This window comes from Caballeronia pedi, from assembly GCF_001544915.2.
GTDB lineage: Bacteria > Pseudomonadota > Gammaproteobacteria > Burkholderiales > Burkholderiaceae > Caballeronia > Caballeronia pedi.
The window spans coordinates 59,079-79,524 of record NZ_FCOE02000034.1; the positions used below are offsets into that span (position 1 = coordinate 59,079).

Annotated in this window: 19 protein-coding genes; 13 read left to right on the forward strand and 6 right to left on the reverse strand. The window is 63.7% G+C overall.

Annotation, left to right across the window (positions count from 1 at the left end; all coding sequences use genetic code 11):
• Positions 1-120: 120 nt before the first annotated feature.
• Genes AWB80_RS32965 through AWB80_RS33000 form a run of 8 tightly spaced genes read left to right on the forward strand, consistent with a single transcriptional unit; the run spans position 121 to position 7,454 of the window.
• A complete protein-coding gene (locus AWB80_RS32965; RefSeq protein WP_061178882.1) occupies positions 121-1,149 on the forward strand; it encodes an ABC transporter substrate-binding protein in 1,029 nt (342 codons plus the stop codon).
• A gap of 3 nt (positions 1,150-1,152) precedes the next feature.
• Positions 1,153-1,986, forward strand: coding sequence for an ABC transporter ATP-binding protein (locus AWB80_RS32970; protein WP_061178861.1), 834 nt, complete (start codon positions 1,153-1,155; stop codon positions 1,984-1,986).
• Complete coding sequence (locus AWB80_RS32975) at positions 1,986-2,825, forward strand: ABC transporter permease (RefSeq protein WP_061178862.1); 840 nt, start codon at positions 1,986-1,988, stop codon at positions 2,823-2,825. The genes AWB80_RS32970 and AWB80_RS32975 overlap by 1 nt, the downstream gene beginning before the upstream one ends.
• A gap of 37 nt (positions 2,826-2,862) precedes the next feature.
• Positions 2,863-4,248, forward strand: a complete 1,386-nt coding sequence (locus AWB80_RS32980; protein WP_061178863.1) for an FAD-dependent oxidoreductase — start codon at positions 2,863-2,865, stop codon at positions 4,246-4,248.
• 17 nt (positions 4,249-4,265) lie between these two features.
• Positions 4,266-5,414, forward strand: coding sequence for a CaiB/BaiF CoA transferase family protein (locus AWB80_RS32985; RefSeq protein ID WP_061178883.1), 1,149 nt, complete (start codon positions 4,266-4,268; stop codon positions 5,412-5,414).
• Positions 5,411-6,184: an enoyl-CoA hydratase-related protein gene (locus tag AWB80_RS32990; protein WP_061178864.1), complete on the forward strand. Its 774-nt coding sequence runs from the start codon at positions 5,411-5,413 to the stop codon at positions 6,182-6,184. Before AWB80_RS32985 ends, AWB80_RS32990 begins: the two co-directional genes overlap by 4 nt.
• Positions 6,184-6,522 carry a ferredoxin gene (gene fdxA / locus AWB80_RS32995; RefSeq protein WP_061178884.1) on the forward strand — a complete coding sequence of 113 codons (339 nt, stop codon included), beginning with the start codon at positions 6,184-6,186 and terminating at the stop codon, positions 6,520-6,522. The genes AWB80_RS32990 and fdxA overlap by 1 nt, the downstream gene beginning before the upstream one ends.
• Positions 6,523-6,539: 17 nt before the next feature.
• On the forward strand, positions 6,540-7,454 hold the full coding sequence (locus AWB80_RS33000; RefSeq protein WP_061178865.1) for a LysR family transcriptional regulator: 915 nt from the start codon (positions 6,540-6,542) through the stop codon (positions 7,452-7,454).
• A 31-nt stretch (positions 7,455-7,485) separates the two neighbouring features.
• Here AWB80_RS33000 and AWB80_RS33005 read toward each other — a convergent pair whose 3' ends face one another.
• The 5 genes from AWB80_RS33005 to AWB80_RS33025 form a co-directional block, all read right to left on the reverse strand.
• Entirely contained in the window at positions 7,486-8,283 is a 798-nt protein-coding gene (locus AWB80_RS33005) for an isocitrate lyase/PEP mutase family protein (protein ID WP_061178866.1), read from the reverse strand.
• Between the two features lie 50 nt (positions 8,284-8,333).
• On the reverse strand, positions 8,334-9,506 hold the full coding sequence (locus tag AWB80_RS33010; protein ID WP_061178867.1) for an MFS transporter: 1,173 nt from the start codon (positions 9,504-9,506) through the stop codon (positions 8,334-8,336).
• 129 nt (positions 9,507-9,635) lie between these two features.
• A complete protein-coding gene (locus AWB80_RS33015; RefSeq protein ID WP_061178868.1) occupies positions 9,636-11,114 on the reverse strand; it encodes an efflux transporter outer membrane subunit in 1,479 nt (492 codons plus the stop codon).
• On the reverse strand, positions 11,111-14,302 hold the full coding sequence (locus AWB80_RS33020; RefSeq protein ID WP_061178869.1) for an efflux RND transporter permease subunit: 3,192 nt from the start codon (positions 14,300-14,302) through the stop codon (positions 11,111-11,113). Before AWB80_RS33020 ends, AWB80_RS33015 begins: the two co-directional genes overlap by 4 nt.
• Positions 14,299-15,546: an efflux RND transporter periplasmic adaptor subunit gene (locus AWB80_RS33025; RefSeq protein ID WP_061178870.1), complete on the reverse strand. Its 1,248-nt coding sequence runs from the start codon at positions 15,544-15,546 to the stop codon at positions 14,299-14,301. Before AWB80_RS33025 ends, AWB80_RS33020 begins: the two co-directional genes overlap by 4 nt.
• Positions 15,547-15,719: 173 nt before the next feature.
• Here AWB80_RS33025 and AWB80_RS33030 point away from each other — a divergent pair, with 173 nt between their 5' ends.
• Positions 15,720-16,232 (forward strand): winged helix-turn-helix transcriptional regulator, encoded by a 513-nt coding sequence (locus AWB80_RS33030; protein ID WP_061178871.1) that lies wholly within the window; start codon positions 15,720-15,722, stop codon positions 16,230-16,232.
• Here AWB80_RS33030 and AWB80_RS33035 read toward each other — a convergent pair.
• Positions 16,229-17,149: a LysR family transcriptional regulator gene (locus tag AWB80_RS33035; RefSeq protein WP_061178872.1), complete on the reverse strand. Its 921-nt coding sequence runs from the start codon at positions 17,147-17,149 to the stop codon at positions 16,229-16,231. The genes AWB80_RS33030 and AWB80_RS33035 overlap by 4 nt on opposite strands.
• A gap of 57 nt (positions 17,150-17,206) precedes the next feature.
• Between AWB80_RS33035 and AWB80_RS33040 the strand changes: the two genes are divergently transcribed.
• The 4 genes from AWB80_RS33040 to AWB80_RS33055 form a co-directional block, all read left to right on the forward strand.
• A complete protein-coding gene (locus AWB80_RS33040; RefSeq protein ID WP_061178873.1) occupies positions 17,207-17,710 on the forward strand; it encodes a DUF1993 domain-containing protein in 504 nt (167 codons plus the stop codon).
• Positions 17,711-18,062: 352 nt separating this feature from the next.
• Entirely contained in the window at positions 18,063-19,421 is a 1,359-nt protein-coding gene (locus AWB80_RS33045; protein ID WP_061178874.1) for an MFS family transporter, read from the forward strand.
• Between the two features lie 37 nt (positions 19,422-19,458).
• Positions 19,459-20,208, forward strand: coding sequence for an electron transfer flavoprotein subunit beta/FixA family protein (locus tag AWB80_RS33050; protein WP_061178875.1), 750 nt, complete (start codon positions 19,459-19,461; stop codon positions 20,206-20,208).
• A partial coding sequence (locus AWB80_RS33055) for an adenine nucleotide alpha hydrolase family protein (RefSeq protein WP_482764100.1) occupies positions 20,208-20,446 on the forward strand: 239 nt, incomplete at its 3' end. The genes AWB80_RS33050 and AWB80_RS33055, both read left to right, overlap by 1 nt.

The window sequence follows — 20,446 nt, forward strand, 5'->3', positions numbered from 1 at the left end:
GCAAAAAATGATGCTATGCGGGGACACTTTTGGCTGCTGACAATGGGGTCACTCGGCATCACCCGTCAGATGAATGACCGTTGAAAAGGGGAGCCCATGCTGGAAACACCGGAGACGAAAATGGCAATGATCGAAAACGCGGGGAGGCGGCGCATGCTGCGCACGCTCACCGCGGGCGCGCTGGCGGCGAGCGGCGGCCTGCTGTCGGTGCGCGCGTTCGCGGGCGGACTCGCGACCGTCAACATGCAGCTCGGCTGGGTGCCGGGCGGCAATCAGGTCGGCGAGGTGGTGGCCAAGCGACTCGGCTATTACGAAAAGGAAGGCATCGACTTTCATATCCAGCCGGGCGGACCGAACATCGACGGCGTCGCGATCGTCGCGTCGGGGCGCTATCAGGCGGGCGAGATTTCGTCGAGCCCGTCCATCATGCTGGCCGTCTCGGAAGGGCTGCCGATCAAGTGCATCGCGGTTGGACTCCAGCAGCATCCGTATACCTTCTTCTCGCTGAAGAAGGCGCCGATCCGCTCGCCGCAGGACATGATCGGCAAGCGCATCGGCATTCAGTCGACGGGCATGGTCCTGCTGCGCGCGCTGCTCGCCAAGCACAAGATTCCCGAGAGTCAGGTGAAGATCGTGCCGGTCGGCGCGGACATGATGCCGCTCGTCGCCGGTCAGGTCGACGCCGTCACCGGCTGGCAAACCAACACCACGGCGCTCAAGCCGCTCGGCGCGGACCGCGTGGACCTGCGCCTGTGGGACAGCGGCGTGCGCCTCTACGCGCTGCCGTATTACGCGACCACGTCGAGCCTGAAGGAACATCCGGAGGTCGTCGCGGGCTTTCTGCGCGCCACCGCGCGCGGCTGGATGTACGCCAACCAGAACCGCGATCAGGCCGTCGACATGCTGGTGAAGGACTATCCGAACCTGAATCGCGCGGACGAGCGCGTCGCGATCGATTCGCTGATGAGCTATGCATTCGACCAGACCACGCAGACGCAGGGCTGGGGCGCGATGGACGCAAGCGTCTGGGAAGAGCAGATCGCGATGTACGGCCAGCTCGGCCAGTTCCGCGCGGGACCACCCAAGGTCGACGACGTCATGACGATGGACGTGCTCAAGGCCACTCACTCCTCTCGCCTGAAGGTGTAACCCATGCATGCTGCCACTTTGAATCCGCCGCGCGCGGGGCGGGCGAACTCGCACTTCGCGCTGCCGCAGGACATCGATTGCGCGATCAGTTGCCGCGACATCAACGTGCGCTTTTTCACCGACCGCCGCAGCGTTACCGCGATCGAAGGCCTGAGCCTCGATATCGCGCAGGGCGAGTTCCTCACGCTGCTCGGGCCGTCGGGATGCGGCAAGTCGACGTTCCTGCGCGTGGTCGCCGATCTCGTGAAGCCGAGCCGCGGCAGCATCAGCGTGCTCGGCGCGCCGCCGCAGGGCGCGCGTGAACGGCGCGATATCGGCTTCGTGTTTCAGGACGCGGCGCTGCTGCCGTGGCGCACCGCGCTTCAGAACGTCGAATTGCCGCTTCAGGTGGCGAACGGCCGCTCGCGAGCCGGGTGGGCGACGCCGCGCGAACTGCTCGAACTCGTCGGTCTGAAGGGACGCGAGGACGCCTTTCCGCACGAGATGTCGGGCGGCATGCGCCAGCGCGTGGCCATCGCCCGCGCGCTCGTCTGCGACCCGAAGGTGCTGCTGATGGACGAACCATTCGGCGCGCTCGACGAGATCACGCGCGACCGTCTCAACGAAGAACTGCGCCGCGTCTGGAAAGAGCTCGGACTCACGACGCTGTTCGTCACGCACAGCATCTACGAAGCCGCGTTCCTCGGTCAGCGCGTGCTCATGCTCGCGGCGAACCCCGGGCGCGTGAAGGAAATCGTGCCGGTGGACCTGCCCGAGGATCGCACGCTCGATATCCGCGAGACGCGCGAATTCGTCGAACTCACCGCGCACCTGCGCCGCGTACTGGAGACTTGCTGATGGCTACGTCCGAAATGAATCTGAACGTGCCGGCCAACCTGCCGGACGAGGAAACGCAGGCGTGGCGCGCGCGCCGTCGTCAGCAGATGTGGCGCGCGCGCATGCTGCCCGCGCTCGGCGTCGCGAGCCTGATCTTCGCGTGGTGGGCGGTGGTCGCGGGCTTTCATGTGAAGCCGTTCATCGCGCCGTCGCCGGCGCTCGTGTTCGAGACGCTCTTCGCCAAGAGCGACGTGCTGCTGCAGAACCTCGTGCCGACCGCCGTCGAAGCCTCGCTCGGCTTTCTGCTCGGCAATCTCGCGGCCATCGTGCTCGCGACCATCTTCGTGCACAACAAGACGCTGCAGGACATCTTCTATCCGGTCGCGGTGATGATCAATTCGATTCCGGTGGTCGCCAAGGCGCCGATTCTCGTGCTCATCATGGGCAACGGGCTGGAGCCGAAGATCACCATCGCGGCGATCGTCTGCTTCTTCCCGACGCTCGTGAACATGGTGCGCGGTCTCGAAGCCGTCAACCCGCAGGCGATGGAACTGATGCACGTGCTCTCCGCCAGCAAGCGCGAAATCTTCTTCAAGCTGAGGCTCTACGCATCGCTGCCGTATCTGTTCTCCGCGCTGCGCATCGCGGCGTCGATGGCGGTGATCGGCGCGGTGGTGGGAGAGTGGATCGGCGCGACCGAAGGCATCGGCGCGATGATCATCCAGGCGACCTATGCCTTCGACTCGGCGCTGCTCTACACGGCGATCATCATGAGCGCCGTTCTCTCGGGCTTCTTTTTCCTCGTGATCGCGGCGCTCGAGCGCTGGCTCGTCAAGTGGCAGCCGGAAGGCGTCCGCTGAAACCGACGCGACACGAACCATCAACACAGGAGACGAAATGAACATGATCAGCGACTGGATTCAGGAACCCGCACGCGACGTGCGCGTGGCGGCGCAGGCGAACGTCGTGGTGGTCGGCGGCGGCCCGGCGGGATTGTCCGCGGCGATCGCGGCGGCGCGCAACGGCGCGCAAGTGATTCTGCTCGAACGCTACAACCATCTGGGCGGTCTCGCATCGGGCGGCATGGTGCTCGTGCTCGACGACATGTGGGACAACCATTTGCAGGAAATCTCGGTGCGCGGCACCTGCATGACCTTCATCGAACGGATGGCGGCGCGCAAGCTCGCGTACTTCCCGCGCGCGGACGAATGGGGCGAGGATCCGGCGGCGTATCGCAAATGGGGCCGCTGGGGCACGTTCGACTTTCATAGCCAGAAGAACCCGCATCCGGTGTGCTTCGCGGCGGCCTTCGATCCCGACGCGATGAAGCGCGTCGCGCTCGAAATGGTCGAGTCGCTCGGCATCAAACTGCGGCTGCATTCGTGGTTCTCGCGCACGCTCGTGGAAGACGGCAAGGTGAAGGGCGTGATCTGCGAGACCAAGAGCGGGCGCGAAGCGATTCTCGCCGATGTCGTCATCGACGCGACCGGCGATCTCGATGTCGCGGCGTCGGCGGGCGTGCCGCATGTCGGCGGCAGCTACATCACGACGACGGTGTTCCGTCTGGGCGGCGTCGACACCGATGCGGCAGAACGTTTCGAAGCAGAGGAACCCGAAGCATTCGCCGCGCTCGATCGTCAGATCAAGCGGATTCTCGGCGGCTCCTGGGGTTACTGGTGGTTGAAGACGCCGCTGCCGGGCGTCGTGTGGTGCAACTGTCCGCACATGGCCGGCCTCGATGGATTGAAGCCCGAAGACCTGACCCACGCTGAAATGAAGGGGCGCAGCCATATTCACGCGGTCGTCGAATTCGCGCGCGAGAAACTGCCAGGCTTCGAGCAATGCTATGTGATCGATGTCGCGCCGCAGACCGGCGTGCGTCAGACGCGCCTCTTGCAAGGCGAATACGTGATGACGAAGGAAGACCTCGCGCAGCGCACGCGCTTCACGGACAGCATCGCGCGCGGACGCGACTACTACATGCCGTATCGCGTGCTGCTGCCGAAGGAAATCGACAACCTGCTCGTCGCGGGCCGGCATTACTCGGCGACCTCGCAGGCGCAAAAGATGTCGCGCGAGATTCCGCCGTGCATGGCGATGGGCGAGGCTGCTGGCGTCGCGGCGGCGCTCGCGCTGAACGCAGGCGTCACGGTACGCGACGTCGACGTGTCCGCGCTGCAAAAGACGCTGCGCGCGCAGGGCGCGGACCCGGGCGACCAGAGCGGGCGCAACGCGGACGTCCCGGCGCTCGCACGGCATATCGATGCGAGGGAAGCAGCATGAGCAACACGGAGAACAAAATGAAGAAGCATGAACTTCCTTTGACCGGCGTGCGCGTGATCGATCTCACGCAGGTGATGATGGGCCCCGTCTGCACGCAGATGCTCGCCGACTACGGCGCGGATGTCATCAAGATCGAACGGCATGGCGCGGGCGATCTGAGCCGCTCGACTTTCGAGCCGGTCGCGGGCGCGGACAACCCGATCTTCTGCAGCCTGAATCGCAACAAGCGCAGCGTCGCGCTCGATCTGCGCGATGCGTCGCAGATGGAAGCGTTGAAGGCGCTGATCGCGGACGCGGACGTCGTCGTGAACAACTTCCGCGCGGGCGTGATGGATCGGCTGGGCCTGGGCTTTGAGGACTGCCGCGCGCTGAATCCGCGCATCATCTACGCGGTCGGCACGGGCTTCGGCGAGACGGGACCGTACGCGCACAAGGGCGGCCAGGACGTGCTCGCGCAGGCGATGAGCGGCGTGATGGCGCGCCGCGCCGATGACGCGCTGCCCGTCTCCGTCTATCCGACCGCGCTCGCGGATTACTCGGCGGGCATGCACATGGTGCAGGGCATTCTGCTCGCGCTTTTGCATCGCGAGCGCACGGGCGAGGGGCAGAAGGTCAACGTGTCGCTCTACAACTCGATGCTCGCGATGCAGATGCAGGAAGCCGCGATGATCATGATGGCCGACTCCGAAGTGAACTGGGCCGCGATGCCGCTCTCCGGCGTGTTCGATACGACGACGGGACCGCTCGTGCTGGTCGGCGCGTTCAAGGCGAATCCGTTGCGCGACATCTGCGCGGCGCTGGAAATCGCCGACATGTCCGCCGATGCGCGCTTCTGCAACCTGAACCAGCAGTTCGCGCACAAGGCCGAATTGCAGCGCACCTTCCGCGAGCGTTTCGCGAGCAACAGCCGCGAGCACTGGCTCGCGCGACTCGAAGAACAGGATTTGCTGTGCGCGCCGGTGCGCGATCTGCGTGAGGCGCTCGTCGATCCGCAGACGCTGCATAACCGGCTCGTCATCGAAGGCGACGGAGAAGGGCAGCCGGTGCGCCTGATCGGCAGCCCGATCGAGCTGTCGAACGCGCCCGTGGTGTTGCGTCGCGCGCCGCCGCGACTGGGGCAACACACGGCCGAGGTGCTCGGCCTCACGACGACGGAGGCCGCATGAGCGTGCGCCTCGTCATCGATCGACACGTCGCCACCGTGACGCTCGCGCGTCCCGAAGCGCTCAACGCCGTCGATCTGGAAACCGAAGCCGAGCTGCAACGCATCTGGAGCGAGCTCGAACATAACCGCGACGTGCGCGTCGTCGTGCTGACGGGCGAGGGCGAGCGCGCGTTCTGCGTCGGCGCGGATCTCAAGAATCCCGCGATGAGCGGCCTCGAATACTGGGCCGCGCCGCGTCCGGGCGGCTTCGGCGGCATCGCGCTGCGCGAGACGCTGAACGTGCCGGTGATCGCGCGCGTGAACGGCTACGCGCTCGGCGGCGGCTTCGAGATGGTGCTCGGCTGCGATCTCGTGATCGCATGCGAGGAAGCGAGCTTCGGCTTGCCCGAGGCGCTCGTCGGGCGCATGCCGCTCGACGGCGGCATGACCTTGTTGCAACGGCAGATTCCCTATCGTCAGGCGATGGCGATGCTCATGACGGGACGCCGCATTTCGGCGAACGATGCGCTGGAGATGGGGCTCGTCAACGAGGTCGTGACGCGCGCCGATCTGGACGCGGCCGTCGATCGATGGGTCGATGCCGTGCTCGCCTGCGCGCCGCTGTCGGTGCAGGCGATCAAGCAGGTCGTGCGCCGCACGTCGACGTTGTCGGCGAGTGAAGCGCAGGCGCTCAGGCTCCCCGCGCTCGTCAGCGCGCTGCAGTCGGAGGATGCGCACGAAGGCGTGCGCGCGTTCCAGGAAAAGCGCAAGCCGCAATGGAGGGGACGCTGATGGCCTATGTGATCGGGTCGCCGTGCATCGACGTGAAGGACGGCGCGTGCGTGCAGTGCTGTCCGGTCGATTGCATCTACGAAGGCGGGCGCACGCTCTATATCCATCCGGAGGAATGCATCAACTGCGGCGTATGCGTCTCGGTGTGCCCGACCGAGGCGATCTATCACGAGGATGAGCTACCGCGAGCGGAAGCGGCGTTCGCCACGGTGAACCGCGCGTTCTTCGATGCCGGCGTGAGCGCGCTCGGTTCACCGGGTGGCGCTTCGGACGTCGGCAAGGTAGCCTTCGATCATCCCGTGGTCGCGTCGTGGCCGCGAAGTGGCGGATCAAGGTGATGGACTAAGGACTGGCGATGCACGCGAACGTTCTGAAGTATTTCGTCGAGGTCGCGCGGTGCGGATCGATCCGCAAGGCCGCGCAGAACCTCTATGTCGCATCGAGCGCGGTGAACCGGCAGATACTCAAGCTCGAATCGGAGATGGGCACGGAACTCTTCGACCGGCTGCCCAATGGCATTCGCCTGAATGCCGCCGGCGAGCGCGTGCTGCAGCACATTCGCGAGACGCTGAACGATTTCCACCTGATGCGCAGCGAACTGGACGAGCTGAAGGGCGAGCGCAAGGGCCATGTGTCGGTGGTGGCGATGGATTCGCTGTTCGTCGATTTTCTGCCGGCGACGGTCGAGGATTTTTCGGATGCGTATCCGGCGGTCACGTATTCGATCGCCGCCGTGCCGCCGCACGATGTCCCGCCGCGCGTGCTGAGCGGCGAGTACGACGTCGGCATCACGTACATCACGAAGCTGCCAACCGGACTCGATGTCGTGACCGACGTGCCCTTGCCGCCGGGCGTCGTGATGGCGTCGTCGCATCCGCTCGCCAGGCGCGAGCGCGTCACCTTCGACGAGTGCCGGCATCATGCGTTTCTGCGCCTCGAAGGACGCTCGCCGATTCAGGGCGTGATGTCCAACGAGTTTCCGCCGTTCTGGGAGTCGCTGCAGCCGAGCGTGACATGCAATTCGACGACCTTGCTCAAGCGGCTCATCGCATCGGGACGCGGCATCTCGTTCTTTTCGAAACTCGCGTTTCTCGATGAACTGTCGCGCGGCGACGTGGTGTGGCGGCCCATCGACGACGAGAACATCAACGAGCTGACGGTCGGGATCATCGTCCCGAGTCAGCGCGCGTTGCCGCATGTGACGGACGAGTTCATCGAGCGTATGGTGCGCAGGCTCAAGCACGTCGAGCTGACGCTGCGAGAGTTTTGAGCACTGCGCGTGGCGTCTGACGTTTGACCGGTCAGGCGAACAGATGCTGAAGTTCGGAGTAGGGCAACGGCTGGTCATCGAGTGTCTCGGAACGGCCGTGCGCCAGAAAGTCCGCCGCCATGGCTTTTGTTCTGCCGAGCACCGCCTGCGCGATGCCGCTGCCCGCACTGAGCCGGCGCACGCCGAGTTTGCCGAGGGTAGCGGCATCGGCGAGGCCGGGCAGCGCCATCACGTTCAGAGGCAGCCGGATCGCGCCGACGATCGCCTTGATATCGGACGGCTGCACGAGCGCCGGAAGAAAAAGACCGTCCGCGCCCGCCGATGCATACAGGTGGCCGCGAGCAATCGCCTCCTGCGGCTGCTTCGCCTTCTCGACGAGGCTGGCAAGAAAGACATCGCTGCGCGCGTTGACGAAGAGGTCCACGCCGGCTTTCGCAACGGCCTCTTTGATCGCCTCGATTTTCGCGGCCAGCAGCGACGCTGCGTCCGGACCGTCTTCGATGTTGATGCCGGCAATACCCAGATCCACGAGTTGCATCACATGCGCCGCGACGATTTTGGGATCGTCGGAGTAGCCGTTTTCGACATCGACCGACAAGGGCACTTCAAGCACGCGGACGATACGCCGAACCGAGCCGATGACTTCGTCGAAGGGCAGCATGCGCCCGTCGGGATAACCGAGCGCCCAGGCAAAGCCCGCGCTCGTCGTGGCGATCGCGGATGCGCCCTGCGCCTCGATGAGACGCGCGCTGCCGGCGTCCCAGGCGTTGGGCAAGAGGAGCGGTGTCGACTGATTGTGCAACTGACGGAACGTGCCTGCTTTGGACATGACTGTTTCCTTTTCCTTGAAATCTCGAATGAACGGAACGTGCAGCGTACTCAGGCCGCTACCGCGCTCTTGGTTCCCGCGAACGATGCGATGCGGCGCGTCGCGAGCCCGGACACCAGAATCGCGATCACCACGGGAACGGCTGCCAGATAACCCAGGTTGTGGCTGCCGGTAAGCGGGATCACGGCGGCGCCCAGCGTGCCGGCGATCGACACGCCCACGTAAGTCGCCGACGTGTTGAGGCCGACCAGCACGGAGGTCGTCGGCGGATTCAGGCTGGCAAGGCGGAACTGTTGCGGCACCAGGACACCCCACGCACACGCACCCCAGACCGTCACCGCGATGGCCGCGCTCCACAGGTGCGCACTCGTGATCGGCATGGTGAAGACGACCACCGCGACGATGGCCAGCTTGATCAATACCACCTTGTGCGAACCAATGCGGTCGAGAATGCGTCCCGTCAGCAGGTTCGAGAACGTCCCGGCCAGCCCCCACAACACCAGCAACGCGCCCAGCACCGTGGGGCTATGGCCGGTCGCACGGTCGAACACGACAGAGAAGTAGCTGAAGATGATGAAGGTGCCGATCTGTGCGAGCACGGTCGTGGTGAGCGTGAGGCCGACGCGCGCATCGGTCAGCGGCGACAGACGCGCGCGCAGCGAGATGGCCGGCGGCAGCGGCACCTCGGGCATGAATGCGAGGATGCCGAAGAATGCCGCGGCCCCGAGCGCGGCGACGAGCACCATCGTCCAGTGCCAGCCCGCGAGGCCGCCGATGACCGCGCCGATCGGCGAGCCGAGCGCGGTCGCGGTGGTCAGGCCCGCCACGATGATGGACAAGGCGTAGCCACGCCGCTCCGGCGGCACCAGTGCCGCACCGGTGCCGCTGGCGGTCGGCGAGAACATTGCCGCGCCGAGGCCGGCCAAAGCACGCGTAGCCAGTGCGATGCCGAAGTTCGGCGCCACGATGGTGCCGAGGTTGGCAATCACGAAGAGGCCGATACCGCTCAGAAGCAAGCGCTTGCGTCCGACATTCGCGGCGAGCGCGGCGATGGTCGGACCCAGCAGCGCGTAGCTCAGTGCATAGACGCTGATCAACTGACCCGCCGCGCCGATGCTCACGCCGAACGAATGGGCAAGTTCAGGCAGGATGCCCGCGAAGACGAAGCTATCGGTCCCCAGTGCGAACATGCCGAGCGCAAGTGTTAATAGACGACGATCCATTTCAACTTCTCCCGAAGGATAGAGAGTGCAAACTGCGTTGCGTGACGAAACTATAGGGAAGCCAGCCTGATCGCACTACCGACCAGAAGTGGGAAGCTGTTCCCCGTAAATCGGCGAAGTGCGCGGGCGCTAGTTCTTTTGCGCCACCTGTTGCTGCGGCGCATCCCAGCCGCCTCCCAGCGCGCGGAAGGTCCGCACGGCGGCGCGCGCGGCATCCGCCTTCGTCGCATGAAGATCGTCGCGGGCGACGAGCAGTTGCCGGTCGGCGTCGAGCACATCGGTGAGCGTGATCGAACCCGCGCGATACGCTTTCTCCGAAAGGTCGCGTGCCCGTGTCAATGCGTCGACTTCCTGCTGAACTTCCTGAGCGCGAATCTCGGTTTGCGAGAGCGCCATGAGCGCGTCCTCAACGTCTTCGGTCGCCTTGAGCGCCGCTTCGCGATACTGCGCGAGCGCCTCCGCATACGTGCCGCGCGCGTTTTTCACCTGGGCGTCCACCCTGCCGAAGTCGAACAGACGCCATCGCAGCGCGCCCGTGCCGACCGCCTGGAACGCCTTCGCGCTCAGAAAGTGGCTGGCCGAGAGGCTGTCGAAACCCAGCGCGCCGGCGAGCGAAATCTTCGGGTAGTACTCGGCGAGCGCCGCGCCGATACCTTCACTGGACGCCGCCAGATGCCGCTCCGCCGCGATGATGTCGGGGCGGCGCCGCAGTACGTCGACGGGTGTATCGCCGCTGCTGATCGCCGGTACGTCCGGAATCGCACCGGCATGCGTGCCGAGTTCCGCCGCATAGGTGCCGGGCTGCGCGCCCAACAGCACATCGAGCCGGTTCGATTGCGCTTCGAGCGATACCCGCAAGCTCGGCACGGCGGCACGCGCCTGACGCAACAACGCTTCGGCCTGAGCCACTTCGCGTTCGTCGGATGCGCCGGCCCGCTTGCGCGCTTTCACGAGTTCCAGCAGTCGCGCGTCCGTGTCCACCTGATCCTGCGTGACGGCCAGTTGCGCCTGCAGACCGCGGATTTGCAGATAGGCGTCGGCGGCGTCGGCGGCGACGGTGACGCGGGTGCCGAGTTGCGCAGCCTCGGCGGCCTGTTCTTCGTCGGTGGCGGCTGCATGTGCGCGTCTGAGACCACCGGCGAGATCGATTTCCCAGCTTGCCGTCGCGCCCGCGACGTATTGCTTCTGATCGCGGCTGTAGTTCGGAAACGCGCTCGCAAGTGCGCCGAGCGGACTCTGCACGCTCTGGTGTTCGGCCGAATACGACGCGTTGGCATCGACCGTCGGGAGCAACTGTGCACCGGCCGCCTGGGCTGCCGCACGCGACTGGGCGACGCGCGCGATCGCGGCCTGAATGCTCAGGTTCTGAGCCAGTGCCCGTTGCACCACGGTGACCAGTTCCGGATCGTCGAACCCGGTCCACCAGTTGTCGAGACTAGGCGCGGGCAGCGTGGTTTGCCGCTCGGCCACCTGCTGCGCGTTATGAAACGGCGCCATCTGCGTTTCAGGCGCGACGTAGTTCGGGCCAACCGCGCACGCCGCGAGGAACGCGCTGACGAACAGACCGCCCGCAATCGCTTTCGACGTTCTGGACAAGAGCTTGATCATTTCGCTTCTCCACTGCTGAGTTTGCGCGGCAAGGCGCGGATGTCCCGGACACCGAGCTTGCGAACGAAGGCATAGAACGCGGGCGTGAAGGCAAGGCCGAAGAGCGTCACGCCGAGCATGCCGAAGAACACCGTCGTCCCGAGCGACTGCCGCATCTCGGAGCCCGCGCCGGCTGCGATGGCGAGTGGCGCCACGCCCGCGATGAAGGCGAACGACGTCATCAGGATCGGGCGCAGTCGCACGTGGGCCGCGTGCGTGGCGGCGTCCTCCGCATCGACGCCGTCTTCGTCCTGACGCTGCTTGGCGAACTCCACGATCAGAATCGCGTTCTTGGCGGCCAGCCCCACGAGCACCACGAAGCCGATCTGCGCGAGGATGTCAATCGGCATGCCTCGCATATTCAGGCCGATTGCCGCTGCGAGCAGACACATCGGCACGATCAGCACGATCGCAAGCGGCGTCTTCCAGCTTTCATACTGCGCAGCCAGCACGAGGAACACGAACAGTGCCGACGCAGCGAAGATCACGAGCGGCGACATGGTCTGCTCTTTTTGCTGATGAGCGAGATCCGTCCATTCGTAGGCGATGCCGTTCGGAAGCACTTGCTGGGCGAGTTCTTCCATGCGTTCGATCGCAGCGCCGGATGAAAGACCGGGGCCCGCCGCGCCCATGATTTCCGCTGCGGGATACATGTTGTAGCGCGGCACGCGATACGGCTGCGTGTCGTTGCGGAACGTCGCCACGCTGCTGATCGGCACCATGTCGCCCGAGGTATTGCGCACCTTGAGCCTGCCGATATCCTGCGGTGTCCGGCGGAATGCTTCGTCGGCCTGAACCCGCACTTGATACGTGCGTCCCATGAAGTTGAAGTCGTTGACGTATTGCGAGCCGAGGTAAAGCTCCATCGTCGAAAACACGTCCGTTGGCGTAAGGCCGATCTTTTCCGCCTTCAGCCGATCGACGTCCGCATAGACCGACGGGGCGCCCGCGTTGTACAGCGTGAACACGCCGCCGAACGTCTTGTCCTTGTTGGCCGCCGCGACGAGTGCGTGAGCCGCGTCGGCGAGCGCTTGCGGACCGAGCCCGCCGCGATCTTCGAGCATCAGCTTGAAGCCGCCCGCCGCGCCGAGCCCTTGCACGGGCGGCGGATTCACCACCACCACGACCGCGTCCTTGATCCCGGCCACGCGCTTGCGCAGTTCGACCAGCATCGAGGCTGCATTGACGCCCGGCACGTGCTTGCCATACAGCGAAGGCAGGCCGTAGAACAGCGTCCCCACGTTGGGCGCGATGGTGCCGGTCGTGACATCGAAGCCGGACACGGGCGACGTGTGCGTGACGCCCTTGAGCTTCGGCGTGTCGAGCACGATATCGTTGATCTCGCGAATCACCTTGTCGGTGCGCTCCAGACTGGAGCCGGGCGGAAGGAACGCGATCACCGCCTGATAACCGATGTCCTGTTCCGGAATGAACCCCGTGGGCATTCTCGACATCTGCAGACCGGTTGCCGCGATCAGCCCGGCGTAGACGAGCAGCATCACGGTCGTCGCGCGCACGGCGCGGCCGGTGAGCTTGCCGTATTTCGACGACAGCCATTCGAACGACGCATTGAAGCGACCGAAGATCGCGTGATGCAGGCGACCCAGCGCAGTGGTTCCGCCGTGCGTCTTCTCCATGTCGTGCGGCTTGAGCAGCACCGCGCAAAGAGCTGGGCTCAGCGTGAGCGACACGAAGCACGAGATGACGGTGGACGCGGCGATGGTGATCGCGAACTGCTTGAAGAACAGGCCCGAGATGCCGGACATCAGCGCGGTCGGCCCGAACACCGCACACAGCGTAAGCGCGATTGCGATGATGGCGGTCGAGACTTCGCTCATGGTCCGATGCGCGGCTTCTCTTGGCGTCATGCCGAGCGCCATGTTGCGCTCCACGTTTTCGACCACCACGATGGCGTCGTCGACGACGATCCCGACCGCCAGCACCAGTCCGAACAGGGACAGGTTGTTGATCGAAGCGCCGAATATCGACAGGACCGCGAAGGTTCCGACCAGCGACACCGGGATCGCGACCACCGGAATGATCGTCGCGCGCCAGTTCTGCAGGAACAGATAGACCACGCCGACCACCAGCAGAATTGCGATGAGGATGGTCTTGGCGACTTCGTGGATCGACTGCGAAACGAACGTGGTCGGGTCGTAGATCTTGATGTAGTCGACGCCGGGAGGAAAGCTCTTCTTCAGTTCGGCCATCCTGGCCCAGACGTCGTGTTCGACCTGCACGACGTTGGCATCCGGCGTCGCGATCACGAACCACGGCGTGGCCGCGTAGCGGTCGGCATACGCTTTCGAGCCGTAGTCCACCGAGCCGAGTTCGACGCGGCCGATATCGCGAATCCGCGTGACGTGTCCCTGCGTATCCGACTTCACGACCACGTCACCGAACTGCTCGGGCGTGCTCAGGCGGCCGAGTGCCTCGATGTTGATCTGATACGCGCCCGTGCCGTGGTTCGAGACCGGCGGTTGATTCAGCACGCCCGCGGATACCGCGGCGTTCTGCGCGCGCAGCGCAGCGAGTGTTTCACCCGCGCTGATCTTGTACGAAGCGGCTTTATCTGGATCGATCCAGATGCGCATCGCGTACTGTCGCTCGCCGAACAGCTGGAAGTCCGATACGCCCGGCAAACGTGCGATCTGATCGCGAACCTTGAGCATATAGTTCGACAGATACTCGGGACTTCGGGAGCCATCGGGCGAATAGACGTGAACGCCCAGCAGCAGCGCCTGAATCGTCTTCTTGACCTGCACGCCTTGCAGTTGCACATCGGCGGGCAGGCGCGAGAGCGTGTCTTCCACGCGGCTGCGCGTGAGCAGCAGCGCAGTGTCCGGATTCGTGCCGACCTTGAAGATCACCGTGATCGTCAATTGACCATTGCCGGTCGACTGGCTCGAGATGTAATCCATGTTCTCGACGCCGTTGATGGACTGTTCGAGCGGCGTGGCGACCGTGCGCGCAATCGTATCGGCGGATGCGCCGGGATACGATGTCGTGATCTGAATCGTGGTCGGCACGATGTTCGGATACTGCGCCACCGGCAGCTTGATCATCGTCGCGAGACCGATCAGCACGACGAATATATTGAGCACCGCGGCAAAGCGCGGATGCTCGATGAAGAAGTGCGTCAACTTCATGATCTTGCTCCTTCGGCCACTTGCTCGGTCGAGAACTGGATGCTTCCGGCGCGCGGGGCGATTTTGGAACCGGGGCGAACGGACGGAATGCCGTCGATCACGACGCGGTCGTTCGGTGAGAGCCCGGACCGGATCACGCGCAGGCCGCCACGCAGATCACCGATCTGCACCTTTCTCGGCGTGGCCACATCGTCTGCGCCGACCACGTACACCATGTGGTCGGTTTGATCGTCGAGCACGGCGGCGTCGGGCACGAGCAACGCCGGTTGCGGCGCGGTCGTCGCCAGCCGCACGCGCGCGAAGCCGCCGGGCGTCAGCGACAGATCGCGATTGGGGATCGTCGCGCGCGCGTGGATGGTTCCGCTCGAACGGTCGAGCGCGTTGTCGATGAAATCGAACTTGCCGGTGCGCGTGAATCCGCTGTCGCCGGTGGGCGAGATACTCACGGCGTCGGCCAGCGGTCCTTGCAGGCTTGCGCGCGAACGCTGGAAAGCGGCGTAGTCGTTTTCGCTGATATCGAAGTCCAGATAGATCGGATCGAGCGAAACGATAGTGGCGAGCAGTGTCGTCGGCGCGCTGCCGGCGCGGCTGCCGGACACCAGATTACCGACGGAAACCAGATGCGTGCCGATGCGGCCGGTGAAGGGCGCCGCGATTTTGCAGCGATCCAGGTCGAAGCGTGCGTCGCGAACCAGCGCGTTCGCGCGGTCCACGGCAGCTTGCGCCGCGCGCTGCTCGGCCACGCGTTGATCGACGTTCTGGGCGGTTCCCGCTTCGGCGCGCTGCAGCTCCTGCGCGCGGGCCAGTTCGCGCGTGGCGAGCGTCAGCCGCGCGTTGGCAGCGCCGAGTTCGGCTGTCGCTTCGCTCAGCTTGATCTGATACGGCTCCGGGTCGATCTCGAATAGCAGATCGCCCTGATGGACGATGTCGCCGTCCCTGAAATGGATTTGCGTGAGCGTGCCGCCCACCTGCGCACGCAGTTCGACGCGATTCACGGCTGAGAACTGGCCGAGGGAGCCGAGCCGGTCTTCTATGTCGCGCTGCAACGGCGCGCTCGTCGTTACCGATGGCGGCGGCACGGCGATCGGCGCGGCATCGGACCCATGCAGGTGAAACGCCGCCGCAGCCGCTGCGGCGATGACGAGACCAGCGACGCCTTTACCGATCCATCGAACCGAAGAAGACTTGGCCGGAGTTTCTGGAGCGTCGATGCCCGTCCCGGCCTGATCGATTTGGTTTTCCATGGGTATCCTAGAAGAGGTGATTGGCTGGACGAGGTCGATGACGACTGCCAGCTAAGTTTCGTGACGCAACTATATGCAAGCCGGTTGCGGCTCGGTACTGGCCGAAACCGGGAAGCTGTTCCCCGCAAAGTGGTTAAGTTGCGTGATGAAACTTCGATTACCATCTGCCCATCATGTACAGAAAACGCTTCGATGAAATGGATTGCTCGATTGCTCGCGCCCTCGACGAGGTGGGCGAGTGGTGGACGCTGCTGATCGTGCGCGAGTGCACGCAGGGCAGCAGGCGCTTCGACGAGTTCCAGAACGGGCTTGGCATCGCCCGAAATGTGCTGACGGCACGGCTCGAACGGATGATCGAACTGGGCATTCTCGAACGCTTCCCGATTGCGGAACGCGCGAACACCTTCGGTTACCGGCTAACCTCGAAAGGGGAAGACCTGTATCCGGTGCTGGTCGCGCTCATGCAGTGGGGAGACAGATGGCTGAGACCGAACGGCAAGCCGCCGATCGCACTGGTCGAGCATGCGAGCGGGAATGCCGTCGAGACGGTCGAGGTTCGCGGAGCGCACGGGCATGCGCTGGGCTATCGGGACGTCCGCTTCGCGGCCGGCCCCGGCGCGACGAAGAAAACGCGAGACGTGATCGAGAACCGTAACGATCGCGTGCTCGGCGATCCTGAGGCTTAGCGCTGCTTTTGCTTGCCGAAGCGGGACAGGGATTCTCTGAGCAACGGCCCCGCGAAGTCGATGAAATGCCGCAGTTTGATCGGCATGAGGTTGCGCGACACATGAACCATATGCACGGGCACGGGCTCGATTTCGAACTGCGGCAGAAGTATGTCGAGTTGTCCGTTGCGCAGTGCTTCGTCGGCGTCGTGCTCGAACACGTAGGTGATGCCCGCATCGTCCGCTGCGGCGCTTACCGCGGCATCGGGCGACGTGACTTCGAGCCGGGGCTTCACGGCCAGCAGATAGATCTTTTGCGTCGACGGAAGCCGGAAGCGCCAAGGCGAAAGGTACGGGCTGTTGAAGACGACGCACGCATACTTCACGAGGTCGTCGGGTTCGCGCGGCGGCGTGCTTCTGGCGAGGAAGGCCGGACTCGCGCACACGATCGGGCGCAATGAGCCGATGCGCGTGGCGATCATATTGCTGTCGGGCAACTCGCCGATGCGCACCGCAAGATCGGCGTGCGCATCGATCAGGTCGATGTTCCGGTCGGAGAGAAGGAGCCGGACCGTGATGTCCGGATACTGCGCGAGGAACTGGTTGATGACCGGTAGCACATGCAGACGCCCGAGCTGCACGGGCGCGGTGACGACCAGTTCGCCTCGCGCGGTGGCGAACTCACCGGTGGCTTCGTGCTCCTGTTCGCGCACGAGATCGAGAATGCGCCGTGCCGCCGCGACGTATGACATGCCTGCGTCGGTCAACGTGAGCTTGCGCGTGGTGCGTATGAGCAGTCGGGTGCCGAGCATCTCTTCGAGATCGGCGACCTTGCGGGTCAGCGTGCTGACAGGAATCTTCAGCTCGCGAGCCGCCGCCGACAGACTGCCTCCATCCACCGCGGTCACCAGCATTTCCATGGCTTCTAGTCGGTCCACTGCGTTTGCTCACGTGGAATTGAGTCGCCGTATTGTATCTGTCTCTGGAGAACCGAAATGTATGCACAGGCTATCGCGCAATGCGTGGAAGCAGTCAGAACGATGGAGACGTATCTCGACAAGGCGGAGCGCTTCGCCAGCGCAAGGAAGTTCGAGGTCGCCGTCCTGCTGTCGACGCGGCTCGCGCCCGACATGGGCACACTGCTCTATCAGATACAAAGCGCCTGCGACTATCTGAAGGGTGGGGCGGCGTGGCTGTCGGGACAGCAGCCTCCGCGGCATGAAGACAATGAGCAGACGCTCGAAGAAGCGCGGGCGCGTATCCGCAAGACGATCGAGTTCGTCGAGAGCGTGGCGACGCAGCGATATGACGACGCGGCCACGCAGGTCGTGAAAGTGTCGTGGGTGCCGGGCAAACTGACGGGAGAGAACTATCTGCTGCAAATCGTGATTCCGAACGTCTACTTTCATGTCGCCATGGCATACGCGATCTTGCGCACGAACGGAGTCGACGTCGGGAAGATGGATTTCATTGGTCCGGTCAATGCCTTCGATCTTTGAGTCCTGTACGACATTTCCGCTTCCGGCGCGGTCGTACTGATCGCGCCGCCACCACGCCTGCCTGCATACCTCGATAGCGCTTCGAGGCGGTCCACTCCGCCTGGGCGGCACCATCCTGTCATCAGAATCCCGGGTTAACCATTAAGGGCGATCATCGGGCATAGGTTCGCCCTATGTGCGTCAAATAAAACTCGTATTTCCGCCGGCCCGCGCTTTCCCATAGAGTCCGCTTAACCCGACGGCGGATTCAAATCTATTCAGACGCGCGAGCCGTAGTGCTTCCTCCGAGACGCGTCGATCGGCGGGTCCACAAAATGGACCCGCCGTCCAACTAGAATTTCAGGAGACGTGAATGCAAAAGGAATTAGGTCATATCGGAATCGAAACTGATTCGTCTGTCCCTGCGACCTCGACGTCCATCAGAGTGAAGGGGATTATCGGCGCGTGCTCCGGCAACCTCGTCGAATGGTTCGACTTCTTCGTCTATGCGTACACATCGATCTATTTCGCTGCTGCGTTTTTCCCGACCGGCAACCAGGTAAGTCAGCTTCTGGCGACCGCGGGTGTCTTCGCCGTGGGATTCTTCATGAGGCCGCTCGGAGGCTGGATATTCGGATGGATTGCCGACACCAAGGGTCGGAAAGTGTCGATGATCATCTCCGTCTTCATGATGTGCGCCGGCTCGCTGTTGATCGCCGTGTTGCCGACTTATCAGGCCATCGGAGTTGCCGCACCTGTGCTGCTCGTGGTGGCCCGTCTTATTCAAGGCTTGTCTGTAGGCGCGGAGTACGGGACCGGAGCAACCTACCTCAGCGAAGCATCCGTGACCGGCCGCCGTGGTTTCTTCGGCTCATTTCAGTATTTCACGATCATCTCCGGCCAGTTGCTTGCCTTGCTCACCGTCGCCATTCTTCAGCATACCTTGTCGCTCGACGAGCTGAAGGAATGGGGATGGCGCATCCCGTTCTTCCTGGGCGCGGTGAGTTCGGTCGTGGTCGTCTATCTCCGGCGCTCGATGGTCGAGACTGCGTCGAGGCATGACATGAAACGAAAGGAAGCCGGATCGATTTCCGGATTGCTGCAACACAAGCGCGCCGTGCTTCTCGTGCTTGCGTTCACCGGAGGCGGGTCGCTTTACTTCTATACGTTCACGACGTATATGCAGAAGTTCCTGGTTGTGTCGGCCGGCATGACGCCGCAGGTCGTCAGCTTCGTCATGACGGCCTCGCTCATCTGCTTCATGCTTTGTCAGCCGCTTCTCGGCCTGCTCGCGGACAGGATTGGAGTCAAAACGCACATGCTGCTGTTCTCCGGTCTCGCGACATTGCTGGTCGTGCCGATCCTGTTCGCCTTGAAGTCGGTCACGAGCCCGTACATGGCCTTCGCGCTCGTTGCAGCGGGCCTGTTGATCGCATCGTTTTACACGCCGATTTCCGGTCTGGTGAAAGCCGATCTTTTTCCGCCGGCCGTGCGTGCGCTCGGTGTGGGTCTTCCATATGCGCTGGCGAATGCAACCTTCGGAGGCACGGCCGAGTACGTGGCGCTCACCTTGCGTTCGTCGAACGTCGAATCAAGCTTTTTCTACTATGTCGCGGTACTCACGGGTATCACGTTCGTGGCCTCGATCCTGATGCCGGACCTTGGCAAGCATGGCTATCTGGACGGCAGCGGAGCGATCGAGGCGAATACCGGGATGAGGAAACAGCGATAGCGTCGTATTCGTATCGATTGTCAGAAGGGAGATTACTTTGAAGATTCTGGTGCCGGTAAAACGTGTGGTCGACTACAACGTGAAGGTCCGCGTGAAATCGGATATCACGGGTGTCGATATCGCCAACGTGAAGATGTCGATGAACCCGTTCGACGAGATTGCTGTTGAAGAAGCGGTGCGCTTGCGTGAGGCGGGCATTGCGACGGAAGTGATCGCCGTGTCGTGCGGCGTAGCGCAGTGTCAGGAGACGTTGCGGACCGCGCTGGCCATCGGCGCGGATCGCGCTGTGCTGGTTGAAACTTCAGAGGACTTGCAGCCTTTGGCCGTGGCGAAGTTGTTGAAGGCACTGGTCGATCAGGAGAAGCCGGAACTGGTCATCCTCGGCAAGCAGGCCATCGACGACGATTCGAATCAGACCGGTCAGATGTTGGCGGCATTGGCGGGTCTGCCGCAAGCGACGTTCGCATCGAAGGTCGTGGTCGCGGATGGCAAGGCAACGGTATCGCGTGAAGTCGACGGCGGCGCGGAAACGCTTTCTCTCAAGCTGCCCGCAGTTATCACGACGGACCTGCGCCTGAACGAGCCGCGCTATGTGACGTTGCCGAACATCATGAAGGCAAAGAAGAAGCCTTTGACGACGGTGAAGCCCGCCGATCTGGGCGTCGATGTCGCGCCTCGTCTGAAGACGCTGAAAGTGGTCGAGCCGCCGAAGCGCAGCGCGGGCATCACGGTGCCGGACGTGAAGACGCTGGTCGAAAAACTGAAGAACGAAGCGAAGGTAATCTGATGACGATTCTTGTTATTGCGGAACACGACAACGCGTCGATCAAGGCATCGACGTTGAACACGGTGGCAGCGGCGGCGAAGATCGGCGGCGATGTGCATGTGCTGGTTGCAGGCTCGAACGCGCAGGGCGCGGCGGATGCGGCAGCGAAGATCGCAGGCGTGAGCAAAGTGCTGCTCGCCGATGCGCCCCAACTCGCCGAAGGCCTCGCGGAAAACATCGATGCGACGGTGCTGAACAT

What these genes read in the sequence shown, in the direction of transcription:
- AWB80_RS33030 (WP_061178871.1), top strand. Translation starts at nt 15,720, where the DNA reads ATGTACAGAAAACGCTTCGATGAAATGGATTGCTCGATTGCTCGCGCC.
- AWB80_RS33045 (WP_061178874.1), top strand. Translation starts at nt 18,063, where the DNA reads ATGCAAAAGGAATTAGGTCATATCGGAATCGAAACTGATTCGTCTGTC.
- AWB80_RS33040 (WP_061178873.1), top strand. Translation starts at nt 17,207, where the DNA reads ATGTATGCACAGGCTATCGCGCAATGCGTGGAAGCAGTCAGAACGATG.
- AWB80_RS32990 (WP_061178864.1), top strand. Translation starts at nt 5,411, where the DNA reads ATGAGCGTGCGCCTCGTCATCGATCGACACGTCGCCACCGTGACGCTC.
- AWB80_RS32965 (WP_061178882.1), top strand. Translation starts at nt 121, where the DNA reads ATGGCAATGATCGAAAACGCGGGGAGGCGGCGCATGCTGCGCACGCTC.
- AWB80_RS33000 (WP_061178865.1), top strand. Translation starts at nt 6,540, where the DNA reads ATGCACGCGAACGTTCTGAAGTATTTCGTCGAGGTCGCGCGGTGCGGA.
- AWB80_RS32975 (WP_061178862.1), top strand. Translation starts at nt 1,986, where the DNA reads ATGGCTACGTCCGAAATGAATCTGAACGTGCCGGCCAACCTGCCGGAC.
- AWB80_RS33015 (WP_061178868.1), bottom strand. Translation starts at nt 11,114, where the DNA reads ATGATCAAGCTCTTGTCCAGAACGTCGAAAGCGATTGCGGGCGGTCTG.
- AWB80_RS33020 (WP_061178869.1), bottom strand. Translation starts at nt 14,302, where the DNA reads ATGAAGTTGACGCACTTCTTCATCGAGCATCCGCGCTTTGCCGCGGTG.
- AWB80_RS33025 (WP_061178870.1), bottom strand. Translation starts at nt 15,546, where the DNA reads ATGGAAAACCAAATCGATCAGGCCGGGACGGGCATCGACGCTCCAGAA.
- AWB80_RS33010 (WP_061178867.1), bottom strand. Translation starts at nt 9,506, where the DNA reads ATGGATCGTCGTCTATTAACACTTGCGCTCGGCATGTTCGCACTGGGG.
- AWB80_RS32985 (WP_061178883.1), top strand. Translation starts at nt 4,266, where the DNA reads ATGAAGAAGCATGAACTTCCTTTGACCGGCGTGCGCGTGATCGATCTC.
- fdxA (WP_061178884.1), top strand. Translation starts at nt 6,184, where the DNA reads ATGGCCTATGTGATCGGGTCGCCGTGCATCGACGTGAAGGACGGCGCG.
- AWB80_RS32980 (WP_061178863.1), top strand. Translation starts at nt 2,863, where the DNA reads ATGAACATGATCAGCGACTGGATTCAGGAACCCGCACGCGACGTGCGC.
- AWB80_RS33005 (WP_061178866.1), bottom strand. Translation starts at nt 8,283, where the DNA reads ATGTCCAAAGCAGGCACGTTCCGTCAGTTGCACAATCAGTCGACACCG.
- AWB80_RS32970 (WP_061178861.1), top strand. Translation starts at nt 1,153, where the DNA reads ATGCATGCTGCCACTTTGAATCCGCCGCGCGCGGGGCGGGCGAACTCG.